The organism is Mesorhizobium sp. P2_E7 (assembly GCF_056403855.1).
This window is the reverse complement of sequence record NZ_JBFUER010000005.1, coordinates 47081-67310: the sequence shown is the minus strand read 5'-3', so window position 1 is coordinate 67310 and position 20230 is coordinate 47081. Positions and strand designations below refer to the sequence as shown.

Below are 20230 nucleotides of genomic sequence, written 5' to 3'. Positions count from 1 at the left end.
CGGGAGCCTTAGCCTGAGGATTTGGAAAACAGCGCCTGCAGCTTGCCGAACGGCATGGCGGCGCGGGTGAAGCCGAACGTGCCGTCCTGCTGGATCTCGCGTGCGGCCGTCTCCAGCATGCCGAAGGCGAAATTGGTCAGCCACGGCCCGAGCGAGATGCGCTTGACCCCGGCCATGGCGAGGTCGGCGATGGTGAAGCCCGGCAGCGCCATGACATTGACCGGCCGGCTCACCGCCGAGCAGACCTTCTGGATTGTTTCGACATCGTTGAGCCCAGGCGCATAAAGCACGTCGGCACCGGCCTTCTCGAAGGCCTGCAGCCGCTTGATCGTATCGTCGAGGTCCGGCCTGTCCCACAGGAAATTCTCGGCCCGCGCGGTGAAGACGAAATCGTGCTTGAGCGCCCGTGCGGCTTCGGCTGCGGCGGCGACGCGCTCGACGGCATGCGAAAACTCATAGATCGGCTTGTCCGGATCGCCAGTATGGTCCTCGATCGAGCAGCCGGCGAGGCCTGCCGCTGCGGCCGCGAAAATGGTTTCGCCCGCCTGTTCTGCGCTATCACCCTTGCCCTTCTCGAGGTCGGCCGACACCGGCAGGCTGGTTGCCGCCGTCAGCTCGCGGCAATGGTGGATCATCGCCTCGAACGTCACCGCGCCGTCGGGCAGGCCGCGCGAAAAGGCAAAGCCGGCGCTGGTCGTCGCCAGCGCCTTGAAGCCGAAGGAGGCCAGAAGCTTCGTCGTGCCGACATCCCAGGGATTGGGCATGACGAAGGTCGAGGCGTGCAGGTCGCGAAAGATCTTGCCCTTGTCCATGGTGCTTCCCTTCATGTGCGGAATTGTGGGTCGGATTCTAGCGTGCCGATTTGCACCGGGCAAACGAATGCGGTTGGCTCAGAAGCGTTTGGCGTTCTCTCCTGCCAATTTGTCCAGCGCGTCGGAATCCTTGATGTAATGCGATGCCGTCTTGTCCCAATGATAGGTGACGGAAATCGCGTGAGATTGAGCCTCGGGCGGTTGCTCGTCACAGCTTTCGTCGCTGGGCGCCGTGGCATCCGTCACCGTCACTTTGATCGCTGCATAAGGCTGTCCGTCGGCGATGGTTTGGAACGCTACATCCTGCGTGCGCCTGTAGGCACAGAGGTTCTCGTCGAACGTATAGATCATGTCGACCAGTTCGAACTTGTCGTCGCGCACCATGATCAGCGGCGTAATCACATAGCCCTGGCTTGAATTGAAATGCGTGCTCATGGTGATGAGGACATCGTCGCCGGCGCCGACGGAAAGCTTGCCGGGCTCGCGGAAATAGGTGCTGCGGTCGACGGCGACATTGACCGCATCGAGCAGTTTTGGCTTGGCCGTGACGTCGTAGAGCGCCAGAACCGCATAGCCTTCGGCGCTGTCGGGAGAGTCGCCGAGGTCGTACAGCATCGTCAGCCGGTCCTTGCCGCCGGCTTTGACCGGAAGCACGCCGGCATTGGAGAGGCCCGAGGTCTCAGGCGGCGAGCCACCGCTATCCGGACCCTCGATGTGGCGCATCTCGATTGGCGATCCGCCCTTGTAGAAGCCGCCACTGTCGCCTGTGAGGTTGGGAATGACCATTCTGGCGAGGTCGAGATAGGTGACATCCGTGTGGCCAGGGATGGCGCTGTCGAACTCCGGAAAACTGACGGCTTGCGCGCCCGCCGCGGTCCACAGCCATGGCAGCAGCACAAGCGTAAGAATGAAGCGAAGCAGGTTGGTTGGCATGGGCGCCCCGGGCTGGCTGCGCGGACCCTAGCACAGCTTCCGAAGGCGTCCAGCTTGCCAAACGGCCCGGATCAGTGGATCGGCACCAGCCCGGCCAGTGCGCGCATGTCATCGAACAGGACACCGCCGGCGTCGGCCAGGCCATCGCGGTCGGAATAGGGATCGCCATGATAGGAATAGACGCGCATGCCGGCAGCAATGCCGGCCTGTGTTCCTGCGACGCTGTCCTCGATGACGATGCAGTCGGCAGGCGCAAAACCCATGCTCTTTGCCGCATGCAGGAACAGGTCCGGGAACGGCTTGCCGCGGCCGACCATGGTCGAAGAGAACATGGCGTGCTCGAACAGCGGCAGCAGCCCGGTCTGGCCAAGTGTGATGTGCATCTTCGAAATACGCGCTGATGTGGCGACGCAATAGGGGATGCCGGCCGCCCGAATCGCCTCGATGAAGTCGCGCACATAGGGGATCGCCTCGACGCCATGCGCGAACAGATCGGGCAGGCCGGCATTCCAGCGGTCGACGAAATCGGCGCCGAGCCGGACAGCGGTCGTCTCTTCGATTTCTTTCTGCACCGAAGCCATGCTGCGGCCGGAAAAGTATTTGCGGCAATATTCGAATGTGGTGGTAAAGCCGGCCTCGCTCAGCCACTCGGCAAGCCGCCGGTTGGCAAGGTTCTCGGTGTCGACGAGGATCCCGTCGCAGTCGAAGATGACCAGTTTTGGTATGCTCATTCAGGCGGTGCCGGTCGATCCGAACCCGCCCGCGCCGCGTGTCGTGGCGCCGGCTAGGCTGCGCTCCTCGACCGTCGCTTGCGTCACCGTGGCAAACACGATCTGGGCAACGCGCATGCCGCGCGTCACCGCGAAATCCTCGTCGCCAAGATTGACGAGCAGCACCTTGACCTCGCCGCGATAGTCGCTGTCGACCGTGCCCGGTGAATTGAGCACGGTCAGCCCGTGCTTGAAGGCAAGGCCGGAACGCGGCCGCACCTGGCCTTCCATCCCCTCGGGTATCTCCAGGATCAGCCCGGTCGGCACCAGGGCGCGCTTGCCCGGCAGGATCAGCAGCGGCCGGTCATCCGGCACCGCGGCGCGCAAATCCATGCCGGCGGCGCCGGTGCTTTCATAGGCGGGGAGGGGAAGTCCTTCACCATGCGGCAACCGGACGAAGCCGACAGTGGGACCAATGACGGAGGAATTTTGGAGGGCTGCGCGCATAAAATCGATCCTATCGGCGCGAACCGCGATTCGGTCAACTCGCCCGCCACGCTATCAACGGCTTTCTTTGCGGCGTCACGATGACCTGGAGGTATGTTGAGATTCAGGTCAGGCCGCGTCGAAAACGGCGGGTTTCGAGAACCGGAGCGGAGCGTACTTAACGTACGTGAACACCGGAAGCGCAGAAACCCGTCGTTTGCAGGCCGGCATCACCTGAATATCAACGTGCCTCAACGCAGTTCGACCGGCACGACCGTGGTCTCCTTGATCTCTTCCATGACGAAGGAAGCCGAGACGTCCGACAGCGCCACCTTGGCGATCAGCCGCTGGTAGAGCCGGTCATAGGCCTTCACATCGGAGACGCGGGCGCGCAGCACATAGTCGAGATCGCCGGACATGCGGTAGACCCCGGTTATCTCTGAGAAACCGGTCACCGCGGCGCGGAATTTCTGCAGCCAGTCCGGATCGTGGTTGGAGGTGCGGATCAGGATGAACACCGAAAGCCCGAGCCCGAGCTTGTCGGCATCGACCAGCGCCACCCGGCCGGTGATGACGCCGTCCTCCTCCAGCCGCTTGACGCGGCGCCAGCAAGCGTTGCGCGACAGCGACACTTTTTCCGAGAGTTGGTCGACGGACAGCGTGCCGTCGCGTTGCAGCTCGGCCAGCAATCTTCGGTCTATTTCATCGAATTCAAGCGCCATGTTGGGATGAATGTCCCGAACTACGGCGTTAGGCAAGGACGAATTGAGACCGATGAACCTTTCCCCCGTGGCAAGATACCCAGCATCGGGGCTTATCCCGGCAGGAGGGATCACCATGACGACGCTGTTTTCGAAGCTGTTCACCTCGCACCCGGCCAAGGTCGGCGAAACCTATTTCAGCCACATGGCCTTCGCCGCCTGGTTCTCCTCGCGCCTCCTGATGGCTGCCGGAGCAGCACTCGTTCACGCTTTCTTGCCATTTCTCTTCGAGACTACGGCAAGCCGAATCGTTCGCGAACTCTACGAGCGGACGCACAACAGAGGCTCACACGCGGTCAAGGAGCCCCAGGCTCTCTTGGATCGCGCCTAGGAACGGTCGAAAGCGATGTGCCGATGGGCGGCCTATCTGGGTGAAGCGGTCTTCCTCGAAGACATCGTCACCGCGCCCTGTCATTCGCTGATTGCCCAGAGCCATTGCGCCCCAGGAAGCCAAATCGCCGACCAATGGCGACGGTTTCGGTCTTGCCTGGTATGGCGAGCGGCCCGAGCCCGGCCTCTACCGCGACATCCTGCCGGCCTGGTCGGACCCCAACCTGAAGAGCCTGTGCCGACAGATCAAATCCGGCCTGTTCCTCGCCCACGTCAGGGCATCGACCGGCGGCGCCACCAGCCGCATGAACTGCCATCCTTTTATCTCCGGCCGGTGGTCGTTCATGCACAACGGCCAGATCGGCGGCTTCGAGAAAATCCGCCGCGCGCTGGAAAATTCGCTGTCCGATGCCGTCTTCGACCAGCGCGAAGGTACCACCGATTCCGAACTGTTTTTCCTGCTGATGATCGACGAGGGCCTTGCTGAAGACCCGCAAGGTGCCGTGTCGCGCGCCACCGCCCGCGTCATCGAGGCTTCACGCCGCGCGGGTCTGGAACTGGCCTTGAAGCTCACCGCCGCCTTTTCCGATGGGCATGCGCTTTATGCCGTGCGCTACGCCAGCGACGCCCACGCACCGACGCTCTACACTTCGGTTCGCAATGGCGGCCGTTGCATCGTGTCCGAACCCTTCGACCGCGAAGGCGGCGACTGGCAAGCCATCCCGCCGGCGAGTTTCGTCACCATTACAGGTGATGGCATGGCGATTCGGCCGTTTGTTCCGGCGTCGGCAAGGTTGGCGCTGGTCGTCTAAGCCAATCTAGGCCGCATTCCTTCGCGCCCCCTCGACCGAACCGGCTAGCGCAATTCCGATCAAGCGCTACCTATCCTCGAATGCTGAACTTGGCTTCAAGCCGTCATAGCGGGACAGCAGCCGGAGCATTCGTCATGGACCTCGTCTTCTCCTCGACCACCGACCTTGCCGCCGCAATCGCTGCGCGAAAAATATCCGCCGTCGAAGCGCTTGACGCGCATTTGGCGCAGATCGACCGGCACAACGAAGCTGTCAACGCCGTCATAAATCTCGACCGTGAAGGGGCTCGTGAGCGCGCAAAAGAGGCCGACGCGGCATTGGCGCGCGGTGACGTGCTCGGCTCGCTGCATGGCGTGCCCTTCACCTTGAAGGACATGCATGAAACGGCCGATATGAAGACCACCGTCGGGTTTCCGTCATTCGCCAACTATGTCGCAAAAGCAGACAGCCCGGTCGTCGCCCGATTGAAGGCGGCAGGCGGCATCCTCATAGCCAAGACCAATGTCGCCATCATGCTGGGCGACTGGCAGTCGGACAATCCACTGTTCGGCCGTACCAGCAATCCTTGGAACCTCGCGCGCACATCGGGCGGCTCCAGCGGCGGCGCTGCGGCAGCGGTGGCGGCTGGGATGACGCCATTCGACATCGGCACCGACATGCAGGACTCGATCCGCCTGCCGGCAGCGTTCTGCGGCGTCTATGGCCTGAAGCCGACCGAACACCGTGTGTCGCTGGCTGGCGCCTTTCCCGATCCTGGCGCCGCCGCGCGCAGCGTGCGGCTGATGTCGTGCCTCGGCCCCTTGGCGCGTAGCGTGGACGATCTGGCGCTGATCTACAAAATCATCGCCGGCCCGGATGGAGCCGACACCGACCTTGCGCCCGTGCCGGTCGAGGCTATGCCGGAGGTCAACCTCAAATCGCTGCGCATCGCCGTCGCGCCGTCCTTCCCCGGTTTTCCGGTGGCCGGCGACATTGCTGCTGCCGTCGAGGCTCTGGCGAAGCAACTTCAGGCGGCAGGTGCGATCGTTGAGCCGGCAAAACTGCCGAAGCTCGATCTGCAGGATGATCTGGAGCAAGGCGGCGACCTGATCGGCATGATGCTGGAGGCCGCGCAACCCGAACCGCCTGAGCAGCCGACTTCGGTCGCGCGCTGGTTCGAGGCGCTCGCCCGCCGTGACCTCTCGATCCTGGCGTGGGACAGGTTCTTCGAAACCTGCGATGCCTTGCTGTGCCCGGTCGCTATGACCACGGCCTTTCCGCATTGCGAACCCGGAACACCGATCGAGGTCGACGGCAGGCAAGAAAGCTATTGGATGCTGCCTGCCTATGGCGCTGTGTTCAACTATTCTGGCCATCCCGCGCTGACGATGCCCTGCGGGCTGGACTGCAACGGTTTGCCCATCGGCCTGCAGCTGGTGGGCAAACGCTGGTCGGAAGCGCGTCTGCTCGGCATCGCCAAGGCGATCGAACCGCTTACCGGCGGCTTTCGTCGTCCGTCGGGCTACTGAGCAAACCGCTCCAGGCCATAGGGCGCCAGCAGGGGGTCGCGTTCGCCGTCGAGGATTTCGCGCGTGGCGAACAGGCCAACGGTTGGCGCCAGCGTGATGCCGGAATGCATGACGGCGATGTAGAGGCCGTCGGCGCCCTCCGCGCGGCCGATGATCGGAAAGCCGTCGATCGGATTGGGCCGATAGCCGATGGTATGGAAGTCGAGCTCCAGCCCTTCGGCGCCGTGCAGGGCTGCCTTCGCTACCGCAAACAGTTCGCGCGCCGTGGCGTCGGGGTTCTCGCCTGGATCCCCGCCGGCGAAGTCCGAGCCGGCGATGATGCGGCCCTCGGCCGTCTGGCGCATATGCAGTCTCTCGGCATGGACCAGCCCGTTGAGCAGCTTCTTGTATGGCCGCGAGTGGACAATCAGGCCGGGAGGCGTCTCGATCGGCAGTTTGATGCCGGCGGTAGCGGCAATATCGGGCGCCCCGACACCGGCTGCGATCACCACTTCGTCGGCTGCCATCAGCCCATGCGATGTATCGACACCGGTAATCCTGCCATCGGTCTGGACAAGTGCGGTTACAGAACTGGAGAGAATGCGCGCGCCGCGCCTTTCTGCGTCGGCCAGCAGCGCCTTGGCCGCCGCGACCGGCTCAGCCACTCCCTCTTCAGCGACAGAAACAGCGAATTCGGGAGGCTCGACGAGGTTGGGCTCGATCTGCGCCGCCCGCTTGGCGTCGACGCGTTCGATGCCGTAGCCCCATGCAGAATGCTCGGCCGCATAGGCTTCGAGCTTGTCCGCCGGCAAATCCCAGCACAGCCCGCCGCACCAGGCGAGCGGCAGGCCGGGCAGCTCGTTTGCCAGCCGTTTCCATTCGGCCATGGCGCGGATGCGCAGCCGGAAATAGGTCTCGGGATTGCCCCAGCTGGCGTTGATCCAGGCAAAGGAATTGGGCGTGGCGACGCCACCGGCGCCGCTCTCGGAAACAACGGTGACCCCTGCGCCCACCTTGGTCAGGTGCCAGGCGATCGATGCGCCGATGATGCCGGCGCCGATGACGATGATTTGCTTCGGATTGCTCATGCCGGTCCCCTTCAAACTGGCACCCGTGATGCCATTGCAGCGGCCCAAGCTCAAGGGCGGTCAAGGGTCCACTGGCCCGAAACGGTCGACAGGCCGGGAAAGCGCTGCTAGAAGCCCGCGCCACAGACAGGATTCCGAAAATTGGCTGAAGACATCGATCAGGCGGTATCGCGCCGCCGCACTTTCGCGATCATCGCCCACCCCGATGCCGGCAAGACGACGCTCACCGAAAAGCTGCTGCTGTTCGGCGGCGCCATCCAGCTTGCCGGCGAGGTCAAGGCCAAGAAGGACCGCATCCAGACCCGGTCCGACTGGATGAAGATCGAGCGCGAGCGCGGCATTTCGGTCGTCACCTCGGTGATGACCTTCGAGTACGAGGACAATGTCTTCAACCTGCTCGACACGCCCGGCCACGAGGATTTCGCCGACGACACCTATCGCACGCTCTCGGCGGTAGACTCCGCCGTCATGGTCATCGACGCCGCCAAGGGCATCGAGCCGCGCACGCTGAAACTGTTCGAAGTCTGCCGGCTGCGCGACATCCCGATCATCACCTTCATCAACAAGATGGACCGCGAAAGCCGCGACCCCTTCGAAATCCTCGACGAGATCGAGCAGAAGCTGGCGCTGGACACCGCCCCCATCACCTGGCCGATCGGCCGCGGCAAGACTTTTGCCGGCACCTATCACCTGGCGCTGAACGCGGTGCGCAAGGGCGACGCGGAGAAAGACCGCACGCCGGTCAACGGTCCCGATTCCAACCGCGTTGCCGGCCTTTTGCCGGAAAATGAGCGCGAAGCCTTCATCGAGGAGCTCGAGCTGGCGCGCGAGGCCTGCCGACCTCTTGATATTGACGCTTTTCGCGAAGGCCATCTGACGCCGGTCTATTTCGGCTCGGCGCTGCGCAATTACGGTGTGCGCGACCTGATCGAGGCGCTCGGCGCCTTCGGTCCGCCGCCGCGCGCACAGGAGGCAGACACCCGCAAGGTCGAGGCCACGGAGGACAAGATGACCTCCTTCGTCTTCAAGATTCAGGCCAATATGGACCCCAACCACCGCGACCGCATCGCTTTCGTGCGCGTCTGTTCGGGCAAGCTCGAGCGCGGCATGAAGGCCAAGCTGGTGCGCACCGGCAAGCCGATGTCGCTCTCGGCACCGCAGTTCTTCTTCGCCCGCACCCGTGTCACCGCCGATGAGGCGTTTGCCGGCGACGTCGTCGGCATTCCCAACCACGGCACGCTGCGCATCGGCGACACGCTGACCGAAGGCGAGGAAATTCTCTTCAGGGGTGTGCCGAACTTCGCCCCGGAAATCCTGCGCCGTGTCCGCCTCGGCGACGCCATGAAGGCCAAGAAACTCAAGGAAGCGCTGCACCAGATGGCCGAGGAAGGCGTCGTGCAGCTGTTTTCGCCCGAGGACGGCTCACCGGCAATCGTCGGTGTCGTCGGCGCCCTGCAGCTCGACGTTTTGAAGGAACGGCTGAACTTCGAATACACGCTGCCGGTCGAATTCGAGATGTCGCGCTTTTCCGTCTGCCGCTGGATTTCGGCCGACGACAAGGCCGAGACGCTTCGTTTCATCGAGGCGCATCGCGGCGACATCGCCCGCGACCTCGACAATGACCCGGTGTTTCTGGCCCAGCACGCCTTCTCGCTGAACTACGAAGCCGAACGCTGGAAGGCTATCCGCTTCGCCACCATCAAGGATTATCAGGTCCGCGATAGGGCGGCGTAGGTTCCCGATTTCGATCTTCTATGGCGAACCAACGCGGTTCCGACATATGCTTCCTCAGAAGCTAAACTGTGCGTCGCAGCGGACTTGGTCGGATGTTTGGGATTTTGAGCGGCATCAGGTCGGCCCGCAACGGCCTGCGCAACGCTTTGCGCGAGGATGTGTTGCGCAAACCGGAAGATGGTGCGGTGCCGGCAGCCGAACCGAATCCGGCGCCTGAGCTGGCAGGTGATGCCGGTGACGGCCGCGGCGACGCCGTAGGCATCCAGCTTCCACCGCCAGTTCTGCGCTACAAGGTTGCCGGTACCGAGGACGGCGACTGGTTTGTGGAATCGGGCCGAAGGTCTCTGGGCGATCTGGACCGGGCTCTGGCTTCCGTTCAGAAATCATATGATGATTTCGACGCCGTTCTCGATTGGGGCTGCGGTTGCGGCCGTATCTTGCGGCACCTGCCCGTGCCGGTATTGCCTCGCAAGCTCTACGGAAACGAAATCGACGCCGAGGCGATTGAATGGGTTTCGGCGAATATGCCATGGGTTGAAACGAGCCTTACCGAGGGCAAGCCGCCGCTGCCCTACAGCGATGGCTCATTCGACTTGATCTTCAATCACAGCGTGATGTCCCACTTGGATGAGGACTATCAGGATGCCTGGCTTGCTGAGCTGGCGCGTGTCCTTCGCCCCGGCGGCGTCGTTACGCTCACGGTCCACGGACAGAATGCCTTCGATCAGTACTTCAATGCGATCCCGGCCGAAGCCCCTCTCAAAAAGCAGGTCGCTGATAGTTTCTACGGCCGGGGGTTGTACTACACCAAGGACGATCAATGGGGTCCCGATTTTCCGGACTTCTACCACTCCGCCTTTCACAGCACCCGCTATGTCTTCGACCATTGGTCGAAATTCTTGCGAGTGGCCCAGTACATCCCGCGCGGCGCGCTCGACTATCAGGACATGGTCGTCCTAAGGAAGCTGGAATAACAATCGTCCTTGGAGAAGGGCTGGACGGCATGAATGAAGGGGAAGCCCTGCTGGCGGGCTATAGCGATTGGCGTCAGTCCAGGCTTGCCGAGAGGATGGGATCGTCTGGCGAGCGGCCCGTATGGCACCATCTGATCACGGTTCTGGTCTACGCTGGAGTGTCAACGAACGCCGATGCCATGGCCCGCACGCTCTCGACATTGCTTGGCCAGACCCATCGCAACATCGAGATCGTGGTTGCAGGCGTCAGTGAGACGGAATTGCCGGATTCGGGTGACTTTGTCACGCTGCGCGGCCTGTTTGCAGAGCCTGCGCTAGATCCTCTGCACGTGTTGTCCGATCCCACCGTTGATCGCCTATGGCGCGGCACCCACATCGTCTTCGCGCCTGCCGGCACCACTTTCGATCCCGACGCCTTTGCACTTCTAAATCGCATGCTTTCGCCTTCGCGCGGCGCGTCTGCGCCGGATCTGATCATCTGTGATCACGATCGCTCATCCGAAACCGGGACATCCGCGCAGCCCTGTTTCCTACCGGGTTGGGATCCCGACCTGATCGTCGCAATGGACTACGTCGGCACCGCCTTCATGGCGTCGCGAAAGCTTCTTCACGATCAGCGTTCGGGGCGGCGGCCGGACTCCCTGCATGGCTGGCTGTGCAACCTGGCTGAGACACCGTTTGCGGTGGGTCATCTCACCGAGACCGTCATGCACCTTCCCATCGGTCTGCCGCGTCCTTTGACAACAAGTGCTGCCGTCACTCAGTCCCCGCGATCGGTGGCCATCGTCATCCCCAATCGTGACCAGCCGCAACTTCTTGAACGTTGCGTGCGGTTGATGAATTTCCTCGACGATCCCGCGCCGGAGCTGGTGATCGTGGATCATGCCAGCACCGACCTCGCGACATTGGCGCTCTATGCGCAACTTGAGGAGCGACACGGCGCTCGCATCGTCAAGGTCGGCGGCCGGTTCAACTTCTCGCGTATGGTCAATCTGGGCGTGGCGGCCACGAGTGCGGAAGTTGTGGTGCTGGTCAACAATGACGTCGAGGTTACGGATCCCAGCCAAGTGAAAATGATGCTCGGACATGCGATTCGGCCGGAAGTTGGTGTCGTGGGAGCGCGCCTGTTGTATCCGGACGGCACGGTGCAGCATGCCGGAATCGTCTTGGGAGCCGGCACTCCAAGTGAGCATCCCGTGGTGGCGGCGCTGCACATGTTGCGAGGCGCTCCGGGAGATGAGAACGGCTATCTCCATGTGCAGCGTACCTTGCGCAACTATCAGGCTGTGACAGGTGCCATCATTGCCACGCGACGGGCCGTGTTTGAGCAGATCGGCGGTTTCGACGAGGTCAGCCTGCCTGTCGAATACAACGATATCGACTATTGTTTGCGCGCGCGCGCAATGGGCCTTCGGGTTATTGCAGTGCCGACCGATGGGATCATCCATCGCGAGTCTGCGACGCGAGGATTCGCGCAGACGCCGGAGGTGCAACGGATGCGCAGCGCAGCCATGCGCCTCATTGCCGAGCGTTGGGGCGAGGCGGTGAAACACGATCCCTTTCGCAATCCGCATGTCGATATGGGCGAGCAGCCGCAAGCTCTGTTTCCCTGGACAGATAGGGCAAGCATTCCGTGACGATAATGGGTTTGATTAGGCGGCTTGCTCGGCGCATTCGGCGGCTCATCCCGTGGCGCAAGCAATTGCGGGCCGTACTCGGCCTTGAACTCAAACAGAACAACCTTCGCACACTGGCTGAATCGGCCGGGATCTTCGATGCTCAATGGTACCTGAACACTCACAGGGACGTCGCCGCCAGCGGCATTGATCCCTTCGCCCACTATATGAGCGATGGCTGGCGAGAAAAGCGGAAGCCTGCGGACGGGATCGACATCGAAAGCTACGCCGCGATGGTTCCCGGTTTTCGGCCCGGCCACGACAATCCGATGTCCTGCCTGCTTCAAAGCGGCGTGCAGCTCAACGCCATACGGGTGAAGCTGTCCGGACACGACCCTGTTCCACGTCCTCGCAATCTGGAGGATGGTTTGTGCGTAAGCGGATACCTGTGTTCGGAGATCGGACTCGGCCAGGCGGCGCGCAACATCGTATATGCTTGCGACGCAGCGCGTCTGCCGGTTTCTTCCCGTTCCCTTGCTTTGCCCGGGCGTGAAAACGAGGCGGAGTTCACAAGCAAGTGCAATCAGCTGGTTGATCGCAAGGCCCAGCTGGTCGTTACCGGCCTGGCTGCCACCGATCATTATCGCCAGGATATTGCCCCGGGTCGGTTGAACGTCCTCTATCCCTTTTGGGAGCTTGGACGCGTCCCTCGGGAGTGGCATGGCGCAATCCGTGACTTCGACGAGGTCTGGGCTCCTTCGCGGTTTGTCGCCTCTGCCCTTGCGGACGTTTCCGGCGTAACCTTGCACCATGTGCCGCAGCCCGTGCGCCTTCCCCTCCAGCAGCCGGCGCCGCGCACGGACCGCACAACCCTGCGCTTCTTCACCTATCTGGATTTTGACTCCTACGTCGCGCGGAAGAATCCGCAGGCCGCCGTCAATGCCTTTCGGGCCGCCTTTCCCGCGGCGAAACGTGACGTCGAACTCATCGTCAAGACGCGTGGTGAGCGCGACGATGGGTTGCGGAACTGGCTTGGTGAGATCGCGGCGAAGGATGATCGTATCCAGATTGTCGACCGCACCGTGGATCGCATCGGCATAGATGCGCTGATGGCGGGATGTGACGCGTTCATCTCGCTGCATCGGTCCGAGGGGTTTGGGTTCGGCGCCGCCGAGGCTCTGGCGGCGGGCAAGGCCGTCGTCGCCACGGACTATGGGGGCACGACCGATTTCATCGATGAGCTGACTGGCTACCCCGTGGCCTACAGGCTGGAGCCGGTTCGCCGCGGCGAGTACGTTCAGACCAAAAATCAGGTCTGGGCGACCGCAAACGCGGACGCCGCAGTTGATGCCTTGCGCGCCATCCACGCTTCTCCCGGTGAAGCCGAGGCACGCGCCCGGCGCGGTTTTGCCTTGCTCCGGCAACAAAATGCGCTGGCCGTCGTAGGCCAGCGCATTGCGCATATCCTTGGCGAGCACGGCCTGATCCAGCGATAGAGCCGGCCGCAGCAGGCGAGAGCAGCCTATCCCTTCGCCGCCGCTTCGATCTTCGCGATATCGATCTTGCCCATCTGCATCATCGCATTCATCGCCCGGCTTGCCTTGGCCTGGTCCGGATCCTGCAGCAGGCGCGGCAGCTGTTCCGGCACGACCTGCCAGGAAACGCCGAACTTGTCCTTCAGCCAGCTGCAACGCCCGGGTTCGCCGCCTTCGGTTAGCCTGTCCCAGAAATGGTCGACCTCTTCCTGGTTCTTGCAGTCGATCGAAAGCGAGATCGCCTCGGTGAATTTGTATTGCGGGCCGCCGTTGAGCGCCAGGAACGGGACGCCGTCGAGCTCGAACGAGGCCACCAGCACTTTGCCTTCGAGAGCGTGGCCCTTGGGCCAGCGCGTCACGCTCAGCTGCTTGGAATTCTTGAAGATGGAAATGTAGTGGTTCATCGCTTCTTCAGCCTGGTCGTCGAACCACAGGAAGGTGGTGATCTTTTGCATAAGTCTGTCCTCGTTTTCTCTGGGGGATGATGGGAGGGTCAGGCCGCGCCCTTGGCGGCGTCCCGCACGGAAGCAAGATAGGCGTCGAGCTGGGCGTAGCTTTCGGCCATGCCGCTGGTCATGCCGGTGCCGAGCGCGCCGTCACGGGCTGCCTGCGAGGCGTAAAGCACCGTCTGCGTCAAAAGGGTCTTGCCGGTCTGCTCGGCAAAGGTCACCGTTCCGATCGTCTCGCCACCGGTCCAGTCCTTGTCGAACAGTTCGGTGGCGACGATCCGGCTTGGCCGCACGATCTCGCGATAGGCGCCGCTCATGCCCATGCTGCGACCGTCGCGATGCTGCCAGACATAGCGTGTCGCACCACCCACTCTGAGGTCGATTTCGCACACAGCCAGCCGCCAGCCGTCCGGCCCGTGCAGCCAGCCTTTCAAAAGCTCCGGTACGGTCCAGCAATCGAACACCATCGGCCGCGGCGCGTCGAAGATGCGGGTGATCTGGACTTCACGGTCGCTCGGCGTGGTCACGGTCAATGTCGCAACGGTCGAGCCGGGCAAGGTGGTGGTGCTCAAGATGGTCCTCCTGCGTTTGTCTGTTTGCCCAAGGACGTCCGGCCGACTGGCGATCCGACACGGGCTTCTGATCTTTTCGGCGAGCGTTCGAGCGCTCGCCCCACCCGCCTCCGGCTATTGGTCCGCCGCGTCGGGGTTCTTCTCGGCCTGCAGGGCACCCAGCAGCGCGTCGAGGCGCTGAAAATTGGCTTCCCAGATCTTTCGGTAGCGTTCCAGCCAGTCATTGGCTTCGGCCAGTGGCCGCGCTTCCAGCCGGCACGGCCGGCGCTGTGCGTCGCGGCCGCGCGAAATCAACCCGGCGGCTTCCAGCACTTTCAGATGCTTGGAGATCGACGGCTGGCTCATCGCGAACGGCTCGGCCAGTTCCATCACCGAGGCCTCCCCCTGGATGAGGCGGGCAAGGATGGCGCGCCGCGTCGGATCGGCAAGCGCGGCAAAGGTGGCGTCGAGCTGGTTCATTTCGCGTCCATAGCCAATAAGGTATATACCCATTTGGCTATATACAGCGGAGTGACGCTCGTCAACCCGCTTGCGCCTAGCGTTCTGGCGCATTGCAAAAATCTGGCCAGACCATACTTGCCGGTCTATAAACCCTGCGATCCAAATTCAGCGCCGCCACGCTCCGCACTGGGCGAAGCCAGCCACCTAAGGAAAGTTCATGCCCGCCTACCGTTCCCGCACCACCACCCATGGCCGTAATATGGCCGGCGCACGCGGCCTGTGGCGCGCCACCGGCATGAAGGACTCGGATTTCGGCAAGCCGATCATCGCGGTGGTCAACTCCTTCACCCAGTTCGTGCCCGGCCATGTGCATCTGAAGGACCTCGGCCAACTGGTGGCGCGCGAGATCGAGAAGGCCGGCGGCGTCGCCAAGGAGTTCAACACCATCGCCGTCGATGACGGCATCGCCATGGGCCATGACGGCATGCTCTATTCGCTGCCGTCGCGCGAGCTGATCGCCGATTCCGTCGAGTACATGGTCAATGCGCATTGCGCCGACGCCATGGTCTGCATCTCCAACTGCGACAAGATCACGCCTGGCATGCTGATGGCCTCGTTGCGTCTCAACATCCCGACCGTCTTCGTCTCCGGCGGCCCGATGGAAGCCGGCAAGGTGGTGCTTGCCGGCAAGACGCAGGCGCTCGACCTCGTCGACGCCATGGTTGCCGCCGCCGACGACAAGATCTCCGACGAGGACGTCAAGGTCATCGAACGCTCGGCCTGCCCGACCTGCGGTTCGTGCTCCGGCATGTTCACCGCCAATTCGATGAACTGCCTGACCGAGGCCCTCGGCCTGTCGCTGCCCGGCAACGGCTCGACGCTGGCCACGCATGCCGACCGCAAGCGGCTGTTCGTCGAGGCGGGCCATCTCATCGTCGATCTCGCCCAGCGCTATTACGAACAGGATGATGAGAGCGCGCTGCCGCGCAGCATCGCCTCGAAGGGCGCCTTCGAGAACGCCATGACGCTCGACATCGCCATGGGCGGCTCGACCAACACCGTGCTGCACATCCTGGCTGCCGCCCATGAAGGCGAGGTCGATTTCACTATGGAAGACATCGACCGGCTGTCGCGGCGGGTGCCGGTGCTCTGCAAGGTGGCGCCGGCCAAGTCGGACGTGCATATGGAAGACGTCCACCGCGCCGGCGGCATCATGGCCATCCTGGGCCAGCTCGACAATGCGGGGCTGCTCAACCGCGACCTGCCGACGGTGCACACGGCAAGCCTTGGCGAAGCGCTCGACCATTGGGACATTTCCCGCACCACGAGCCAGAACGTTCGCGATTTCTTCCTCGCCGCCCCCGGCGGCGTGCCGACGCAAGTGGCCTTCAGCCAGGACCGTCGCTGGGACGATCTCGATCTCGATCGTGAAAAGGGCGTCATCCGCTCGGCCGAGACGCCGTTCTCCAAGGATGGTGGCCTTGCCGTGCTGAAAGGCAATCTGGCGCTCGATGGCTGCATCGTGAAGACGGCGGGCGTCGATGAATCGATCCTGAAGTTCACCGGCCCGGCACGGGTGTTTGAAAGCCAGGACGCTTCGGTCAAGGCGATCCTGTCCAACGAAATCAAGGCCGGCGACGTCGTCGTCATCCGCTATGAAGGACCGCGCGGCGGCCCCGGCATGCAGGAGATGCTCTATCCCACGAGCTATCTGAAGTCGAAGGGGCTGGGCAAGGCCTGCGCGCTGGTCACCGACGGCCGCTTCTCCGGCGGCACATCCGGCCTGTCGATCGGCCATGCCTCGCCGGAGGCCGCGGAAGGCGGCATGATCGGACTGGTTCAGGAGGGCGACACGATCGAGATCGACATCCCCAACCGCACCATCCGCCTGGCGGTCAGCGATGCTGAACTCGACGCACGGCGTGCGGCGATGGAGGCCAAGGGCGCCTTGGCTTGGAAGCCCGAGGAAAAGCGCAAGCGCAAGGTGACGACGGCCCTGCGCGCCTACGCCGCCTTCGCCACCAGCGCCGACAAGGGCGCGGTGCGGCACGTGCCGGAGTAGCGCAGTTCTTCCCTTCTCCCCTTGTGGGAGAAGGTGTCGCCGCAGGCGACGGATGAGGGGTGTTCCAGCGGAGTGAGGCGTCGGTGTTTCCTGGAACACCCCTCATCCGTCTCGGCGCTGCGCGCCGATCCACCTTCTCCCACAAGGGGAGAAGGGAGGAGCGCTACGGCATCAACTGATATTCATAAAGCTTCTGATACAGCCCGCCCTGGTTGAGCAGCGTGTGATGCGCGCCGCTTTCAACCACCTTGCCGGCTTCCAGCACCACGATCGTGTCGGCCTGGTGCACGGTCGACAGGCGGTGGGCGATGACGATGGTGGTGCGTCCGACCGTTAGCTGCTGCAGCGCGTCGCGGAACAGCGCTTCCGACTCGGCGTCGAGCGCGCTGGTCGCCTCGTCGAGCAGCAGAATCTCGGCATTGCGCAGCATGGCGCGGGCGATCGAGATGCGCTGGCGCTGGCCGCCTGAAAGCAGCGCGCCGTTCTCGCCGACATCCGTGTCGTAGCCTTTCACCTGGGCGCTGATGAAGTCATGCGCATTGGCGGCCCTTGCGGCGGCCGTTACTTCCTCGTCGGTGGCGCCCTCGCGTCCGAGCCGGATGTTGTGCATGATAGTGCCGGCAAACAGGAACGTGTCCTGGCTGACATAGGCGATCTTTTCCCTCACCGAGGCGAGCGTGGCGTCGGAGATGTCCTGGCCATCGAACAGCACTTTGCCGCCCTGCGGGTCGTACATGCGCATGATCAGGTTCAGGATGGTCGACTTGCCGCTGCCCGAAGGGCCGACCAGCGCCGTCATCCGGCCGGCCGCGAGCGTCAGGTCCAGTCCCTGGAACACCGGCTGGCTGTCTGGATGATAGGCGAAAGTAACATTGTCGAAATGGATCTCGCCCGGCCCTGCCTGCAGCGGCTTGGCATCGGGCTTTTCGGCCAGCGTCAAGGGCCGGTCCGCGAGCTCAAACATCATCCGCACGCCGACAATGCCGCTTTCGAGCGAGATGCGTACGCGCGCAACACGCTTTGCCGGCTCATAGGCCAAAAGCAGCGCCCCGATGAAGGCCATGATGTTTCCCGGCATCTGGCCACCCTGCAGCACCAGGAAGCCGCTGATGAAGACGGCCCCGGCGATCGCCAGTCCGGCCAGCGTTTCCATCACCGGGCTGGTGGCGGCCTCCAGCGTGGCGATGTTGTTGGCGCGGCTCTCCACGTCCGACACGGCCTTGTACATACGCTTGCGCATCGCCCCTTCGAGACCGAAGGATTTGACGACGCGCACGCCAATTGCCGTTTCCTGCATCACGTGCACGATCTGGCCGAGCGAGCGGAATTCCTGCTTGGAGATCTGACGCACGCGCTTCAGGATGCGGTTGACACCGTAGATCGCCACCGGCCCGATGACGAAGCAGATGACGGACAGCGCCGGCTGCTTCCAAACCATGACCGCCAACAGGGCAATCAAGGTCACCAGATCACGCACATAGGATGTGACGATCTGGTCGAGCACGTTGCGTGCCGCCTGCGCATTGTTGGTCATGCGGGTGATCAGGTCGGACGACGAGGTGGCGTGGTAAAACTCGATGCCCTGCGCCAGGATGCGGTCATAGATTTTGCGCTGCCGGTCGGCGATGATGGCGTTGCCAACGCGGCTCATGAAATAGGCCTGGATGAAATTGGCGATACCCTTGGCGATGAAGATCCCGGCGACCGCCAAGGCAATCCAGTTGACGCGCTCGACCCTCTTGTAGATCACGAACTCATTGGTGATTACGCTCAGGATCCAGGCGCTGCCGGCTGTGGTGGCAGCCACCACGAGCATCGACAGGATCGCGGCGCCATAGCCGAATTTGTGCTGGTGAAAGGATTCCCTGAGTAGCCTTGCGATAAGGCGCTGGTTTTCCGTCGAACGGAAGAAGCGAAACAAATGGCCGATCCCATGCCTGACTGAGACGAATTTCGGATTCGCCACGGGGGCGAAAGGCGGCTTATAGAGCGAGTTGTGGTCGGATGGAACCTTTCGCTGTCGCGGCGACAAACCGCTGCGGCACGGTGTCTTTTGCGCCACGATTGTGACGATTGATCTGCAGGGAGATGACGACAGATGGATTTCGACCTTGTTGTGCGCGGCGGAACGCTGCCCGACGGCACCGTCGCCGATCTCGGCATTGTCGGCGAGACGATCATTGCCATCGAGCCCGAACTGCATGTCAGCGCCGGCTCGGCGATCGATGCCTACGGCAATTTGATCTCGCCGCCCTTCGTCGATCCGCATTTCCATATGGACGCCACGCTGTCCTACGGCATTCCGCGCATTAACGCCTCGGGCACGCTGCTCGAGGGCATTTCGTTGTGGGGCGAGCTGAAGCCGCTGCTGACGCATGAAGCGGTGCGGGAGCGCGCGCTCGCCTATTGCGACTGGGCGGTCTCAATGGGCCTGCTTGCCATCCGCACCCATGTCGATGTCTGCGACGACCGGCTGCTGGCGGTCGAGGCGCTGCTCGACGTCAAGAAGATTGTCGCGCCCTATATCGACCTGCAACTGGTCGCCTTCCCGCAGGACGGCTTCTACCGCTCGCCGACGGCGCGGCAGAACACGCTGCGCGCGCTCGACATGGGCGTCGACATCGTCGGCGGCATCCCGCATTTCGAACGCACCATGGCCGACGGCACGCGCTCGGTGACCGAACTGTGCGAAATCGCGGCGAAGCGCGGGCTGATGGTCGACCTGCATTGCGATGAGACCGACGATCCGCTGTCGCGCCATATCGAGCAGCTTGCCTATGAGACGCAGCGCCTTGGCCTGCAGGGCAAGGTGGTGGGGTCGCATCTCACCTCCATGCATTCCATGGACAATTACTACGTCTCCAAGCTCTTGCCGCTGATTGCCGAGGCCGGGGTGTCGGCCATCCCCAATCCGCTGATCAACATCATGCTGCAGGGCCGCCACGATACGTTTCCCAAGCGCCGCGGCCTGACGCGGGTGAAAGAGATGCTGGCGCTCGGCATCCGTGTCGGCTGGGGCCAAGATTGTGTGCTCGACCCCTGGTATTCGCTGGGCACCGCCGACATGCTCGACGTCGCCTTCATGGGGCTGCACGTCGCGCAGATGTCGAGCCCGGCCGACATGGCGCGCTGCTTCGACATGGTGACCAATGTCAACGCCGCCATCATGGGCCTCGATCATCTCGGCCTTGCCGTGGGCAAGCGGGCCAGCTTCGTCATCCTCGACGCCGGTAACCCGATTGAGGCCCTGAGGCTGCGCGCCGAACGGCTCTACGTTGTCGCCAGGGGCAAGGTGGTGGCCGAGCGCACGAAGCAGGAGACCCGGCTGTCGATTGCCGGGCGGCCGCGCGAGGTCAACCGGCGGCACAACGCGGCAAGTGCGTCGGCGTCCTAGGCAAGCCAGGCAGGCCCAACAGGCCATTGCATCT

Annotated in this window: 18 protein-coding genes and 1 pseudogene; 9 read left to right on the top strand and 10 right to left on the bottom strand. The window is 63.1% G+C overall.

The window, feature by feature from the left end:
• Nucleotides 1-8: 8 nt before the first annotated feature.
• The 5 genes from AC1DYC_RS23335 to AC1DYC_RS23315 form a co-directional block, all read right to left on the bottom strand.
• Nucleotides 9-812: an isocitrate lyase/PEP mutase family protein gene (locus tag AC1DYC_RS23335; RefSeq protein ID WP_477410166.1), complete on the bottom strand. Its 804-nt coding sequence runs from the start codon at nt 810-812 to the stop codon at nt 9-11.
• 78 nt (nt 813-890) lie between these two features.
• Complete coding sequence (locus AC1DYC_RS23330; protein WP_477410165.1) at nt 891-1745, bottom strand: hypothetical protein; 855 nt, start codon at nt 1743-1745, stop codon at nt 891-893.
• A gap of 71 nt (nt 1746-1816) precedes the next feature.
• Nucleotides 1817-2476 (bottom strand): HAD family hydrolase, encoded by a 660-nt coding sequence (locus AC1DYC_RS23325; protein WP_477410164.1) that lies wholly within the window; start codon nt 2474-2476, stop codon nt 1817-1819.
• Nucleotides 2477-2962 (bottom strand): dUTP diphosphatase, encoded by a 486-nt coding sequence (gene dut / locus AC1DYC_RS23320; protein ID WP_477279177.1) that lies wholly within the window; start codon nt 2960-2962, stop codon nt 2477-2479.
• Nucleotides 2963-3192: 230 nt separating this feature from the next.
• Nucleotides 3193-3663, bottom strand: a complete 471-nt coding sequence (locus AC1DYC_RS23315; RefSeq protein WP_477410163.1) for an Lrp/AsnC family transcriptional regulator — start codon at nt 3661-3663, stop codon at nt 3193-3195.
• A 115-nt stretch (nt 3664-3778) separates the two neighbouring features.
• On the opposite strand from AC1DYC_RS23315, the gene AC1DYC_RS23310 reads away from it, so the two are divergent.
• From AC1DYC_RS23310 to AC1DYC_RS23300, 3 genes and pseudogenes are all read left to right on the top strand, one after another.
• On the top strand, nt 3779-4033 hold the full coding sequence (locus AC1DYC_RS23310) for a DUF6356 family protein (RefSeq protein ID WP_112560713.1): 255 nt from the start codon (nt 3779-3781) through the stop codon (nt 4031-4033).
• 15 nt (nt 4034-4048) lie between these two features.
• Nucleotides 4049-4844: pseudogene (locus tag AC1DYC_RS23305) on the top strand (class II glutamine amidotransferase).
• Between the two features lie 134 nt (nt 4845-4978).
• Entirely contained in the window at nt 4979-6352 is a 1374-nt protein-coding gene (locus AC1DYC_RS23300; RefSeq protein ID WP_477410162.1) for an amidase, read from the top strand.
• Here AC1DYC_RS23300 and AC1DYC_RS23295 read toward each other — a convergent pair.
• Nucleotides 6346-7419: an NAD(P)/FAD-dependent oxidoreductase gene (locus AC1DYC_RS23295; protein ID WP_477410161.1), complete on the bottom strand. Its 1074-nt coding sequence runs from the start codon at nt 7417-7419 to the stop codon at nt 6346-6348. The genes AC1DYC_RS23300 and AC1DYC_RS23295 overlap by 7 nt on opposite strands.
• Before the next feature lie 141 nt (nt 7420-7560).
• On the opposite strand from AC1DYC_RS23295, the gene AC1DYC_RS23290 reads away from it, so the two are divergent.
• From AC1DYC_RS23290 to AC1DYC_RS23275, 4 genes are all read left to right on the top strand, one after another.
• Entirely contained in the window at nt 7561-9153 is a 1593-nt protein-coding gene (locus AC1DYC_RS23290; RefSeq protein ID WP_477279189.1) for a peptide chain release factor 3, read from the top strand.
• Nucleotides 9154-9245: 92 nt separating this feature from the next.
• Nucleotides 9246-10127: a class I SAM-dependent methyltransferase gene (locus tag AC1DYC_RS23285; RefSeq protein WP_477410160.1), complete on the top strand. Its 882-nt coding sequence runs from the start codon at nt 9246-9248 to the stop codon at nt 10125-10127.
• A gap of 29 nt (nt 10128-10156) precedes the next feature.
• Nucleotides 10157-11764, top strand: a complete 1608-nt coding sequence (locus AC1DYC_RS23280; protein ID WP_477410159.1) for a glycosyltransferase — start codon at nt 10157-10159, stop codon at nt 11762-11764.
• 5 nt (nt 11765-11769) lie between these two features.
• On the top strand, nt 11770-13239 hold the full coding sequence (locus tag AC1DYC_RS23275) for a glycosyltransferase (protein WP_477410158.1): 1470 nt from the start codon (nt 11770-11772) through the stop codon (nt 13237-13239).
• Between the two features lie 26 nt (nt 13240-13265).
• Here the strand turns inward: AC1DYC_RS23275 and AC1DYC_RS23270 are convergent, their stop codons facing one another.
• From AC1DYC_RS23270 to AC1DYC_RS23260, 3 genes are all read right to left on the bottom strand, one after another.
• On the bottom strand, nt 13266-13733 hold the full coding sequence (locus AC1DYC_RS23270) for a VOC family protein (protein WP_477410157.1): 468 nt from the start codon (nt 13731-13733) through the stop codon (nt 13266-13268).
• A 38-nt stretch (nt 13734-13771) separates the two neighbouring features.
• On the bottom strand, nt 13772-14299 hold the full coding sequence (locus AC1DYC_RS23265) for an SRPBCC family protein (protein ID WP_477410156.1): 528 nt from the start codon (nt 14297-14299) through the stop codon (nt 13772-13774).
• Nucleotides 14300-14413: 114 nt separating this feature from the next.
• Nucleotides 14414-14758, bottom strand: a complete 345-nt coding sequence (locus AC1DYC_RS23260) for an ArsR/SmtB family transcription factor (RefSeq protein ID WP_477410155.1) — start codon at nt 14756-14758, stop codon at nt 14414-14416.
• 199 nt (nt 14759-14957) lie between these two features.
• Here AC1DYC_RS23260 and ilvD point away from each other — a divergent pair, with 199 nt between their 5' ends.
• Nucleotides 14958-16802 (top strand): dihydroxy-acid dehydratase, encoded by a 1845-nt coding sequence (gene ilvD, locus AC1DYC_RS23255; RefSeq protein ID WP_477410154.1) that lies wholly within the window; start codon nt 14958-14960, stop codon nt 16800-16802.
• Nucleotides 16803-16965: 163 nt separating this feature from the next.
• Here ilvD and AC1DYC_RS23250 read toward each other — a convergent pair whose 3' ends face one another.
• Complete coding sequence (locus AC1DYC_RS23250) at nt 16966-18723, bottom strand: ABC transporter ATP-binding protein (protein ID WP_477410153.1); 1758 nt, start codon at nt 18721-18723, stop codon at nt 16966-16968.
• Nucleotides 18724-18900: 177 nt separating this feature from the next.
• Here AC1DYC_RS23250 and AC1DYC_RS23245 point away from each other — a divergent pair, with 177 nt between their 5' ends.
• The gene (locus tag AC1DYC_RS23245) at nt 18901-20196 is read left to right on the top strand and encodes an amidohydrolase family protein (RefSeq protein WP_477410152.1); all 1296 of its coding nucleotides are present in this window, start codon (nt 18901-18903) and stop codon (nt 20194-20196) included.
• Nucleotides 20197-20230 lie beyond the last annotated feature (34 nt).

Excerpts from the sequence above, each read along its gene's own strand:
- AC1DYC_RS23335 (WP_477410166.1), bottom strand. The coding sequence starts at position 812 with ATGGACAAGGGCAAGATCTTTCGCGACCTGCACGCCTCGACCTTCGTC.
- AC1DYC_RS23330 (WP_477410165.1), bottom strand. The coding sequence starts at position 1,745 with ATGCCAACCAACCTGCTTCGCTTCATTCTTACGCTTGTGCTGCTGCCA.
- AC1DYC_RS23325 (WP_477410164.1), bottom strand. The coding sequence starts at position 2,476 with ATGAGCATACCAAAACTGGTCATCTTCGACTGCGACGGGATCCTCGTC.
- dut (WP_477279177.1), bottom strand. The coding sequence starts at position 2,962 with ATGCGCGCAGCCCTCCAAAATTCCTCCGTCATTGGTCCCACTGTCGGC.
- AC1DYC_RS23315 (WP_477410163.1), bottom strand. The coding sequence starts at position 3,663 with ATGGCGCTTGAATTCGATGAAATAGACCGAAGATTGCTGGCCGAGCTG.
- AC1DYC_RS23310 (WP_112560713.1), top strand. The coding sequence starts at position 3,779 with ATGACGACGCTGTTTTCGAAGCTGTTCACCTCGCACCCGGCCAAGGTC.
- AC1DYC_RS23300 (WP_477410162.1), top strand. The coding sequence starts at position 4,979 with ATGGACCTCGTCTTCTCCTCGACCACCGACCTTGCCGCCGCAATCGCT.
- AC1DYC_RS23295 (WP_477410161.1), bottom strand. The coding sequence starts at position 7,419 with ATGAGCAATCCGAAGCAAATCATCGTCATCGGCGCCGGCATCATCGGC.
- AC1DYC_RS23285 (WP_477410160.1), top strand. The coding sequence starts at position 9,246 with ATGTTTGGGATTTTGAGCGGCATCAGGTCGGCCCGCAACGGCCTGCGC.
- AC1DYC_RS23280 (WP_477410159.1), top strand. The coding sequence starts at position 10,157 with ATGAATGAAGGGGAAGCCCTGCTGGCGGGCTATAGCGATTGGCGTCAG.
- AC1DYC_RS23275 (WP_477410158.1), top strand. The coding sequence starts at position 11,770 with ATGGGTTTGATTAGGCGGCTTGCTCGGCGCATTCGGCGGCTCATCCCG.
- AC1DYC_RS23270 (WP_477410157.1), bottom strand. The coding sequence starts at position 13,733 with ATGCAAAAGATCACCACCTTCCTGTGGTTCGACGACCAGGCTGAAGAA.
- AC1DYC_RS23260 (WP_477410155.1), bottom strand. The coding sequence starts at position 14,758 with ATGAACCAGCTCGACGCCACCTTTGCCGCGCTTGCCGATCCGACGCGG.
- ilvD (WP_477410154.1), top strand. The coding sequence starts at position 14,958 with ATGCCCGCCTACCGTTCCCGCACCACCACCCATGGCCGTAATATGGCC.
- AC1DYC_RS23245 (WP_477410152.1), top strand. The coding sequence starts at position 18,901 with ATGGATTTCGACCTTGTTGTGCGCGGCGGAACGCTGCCCGACGGCACC.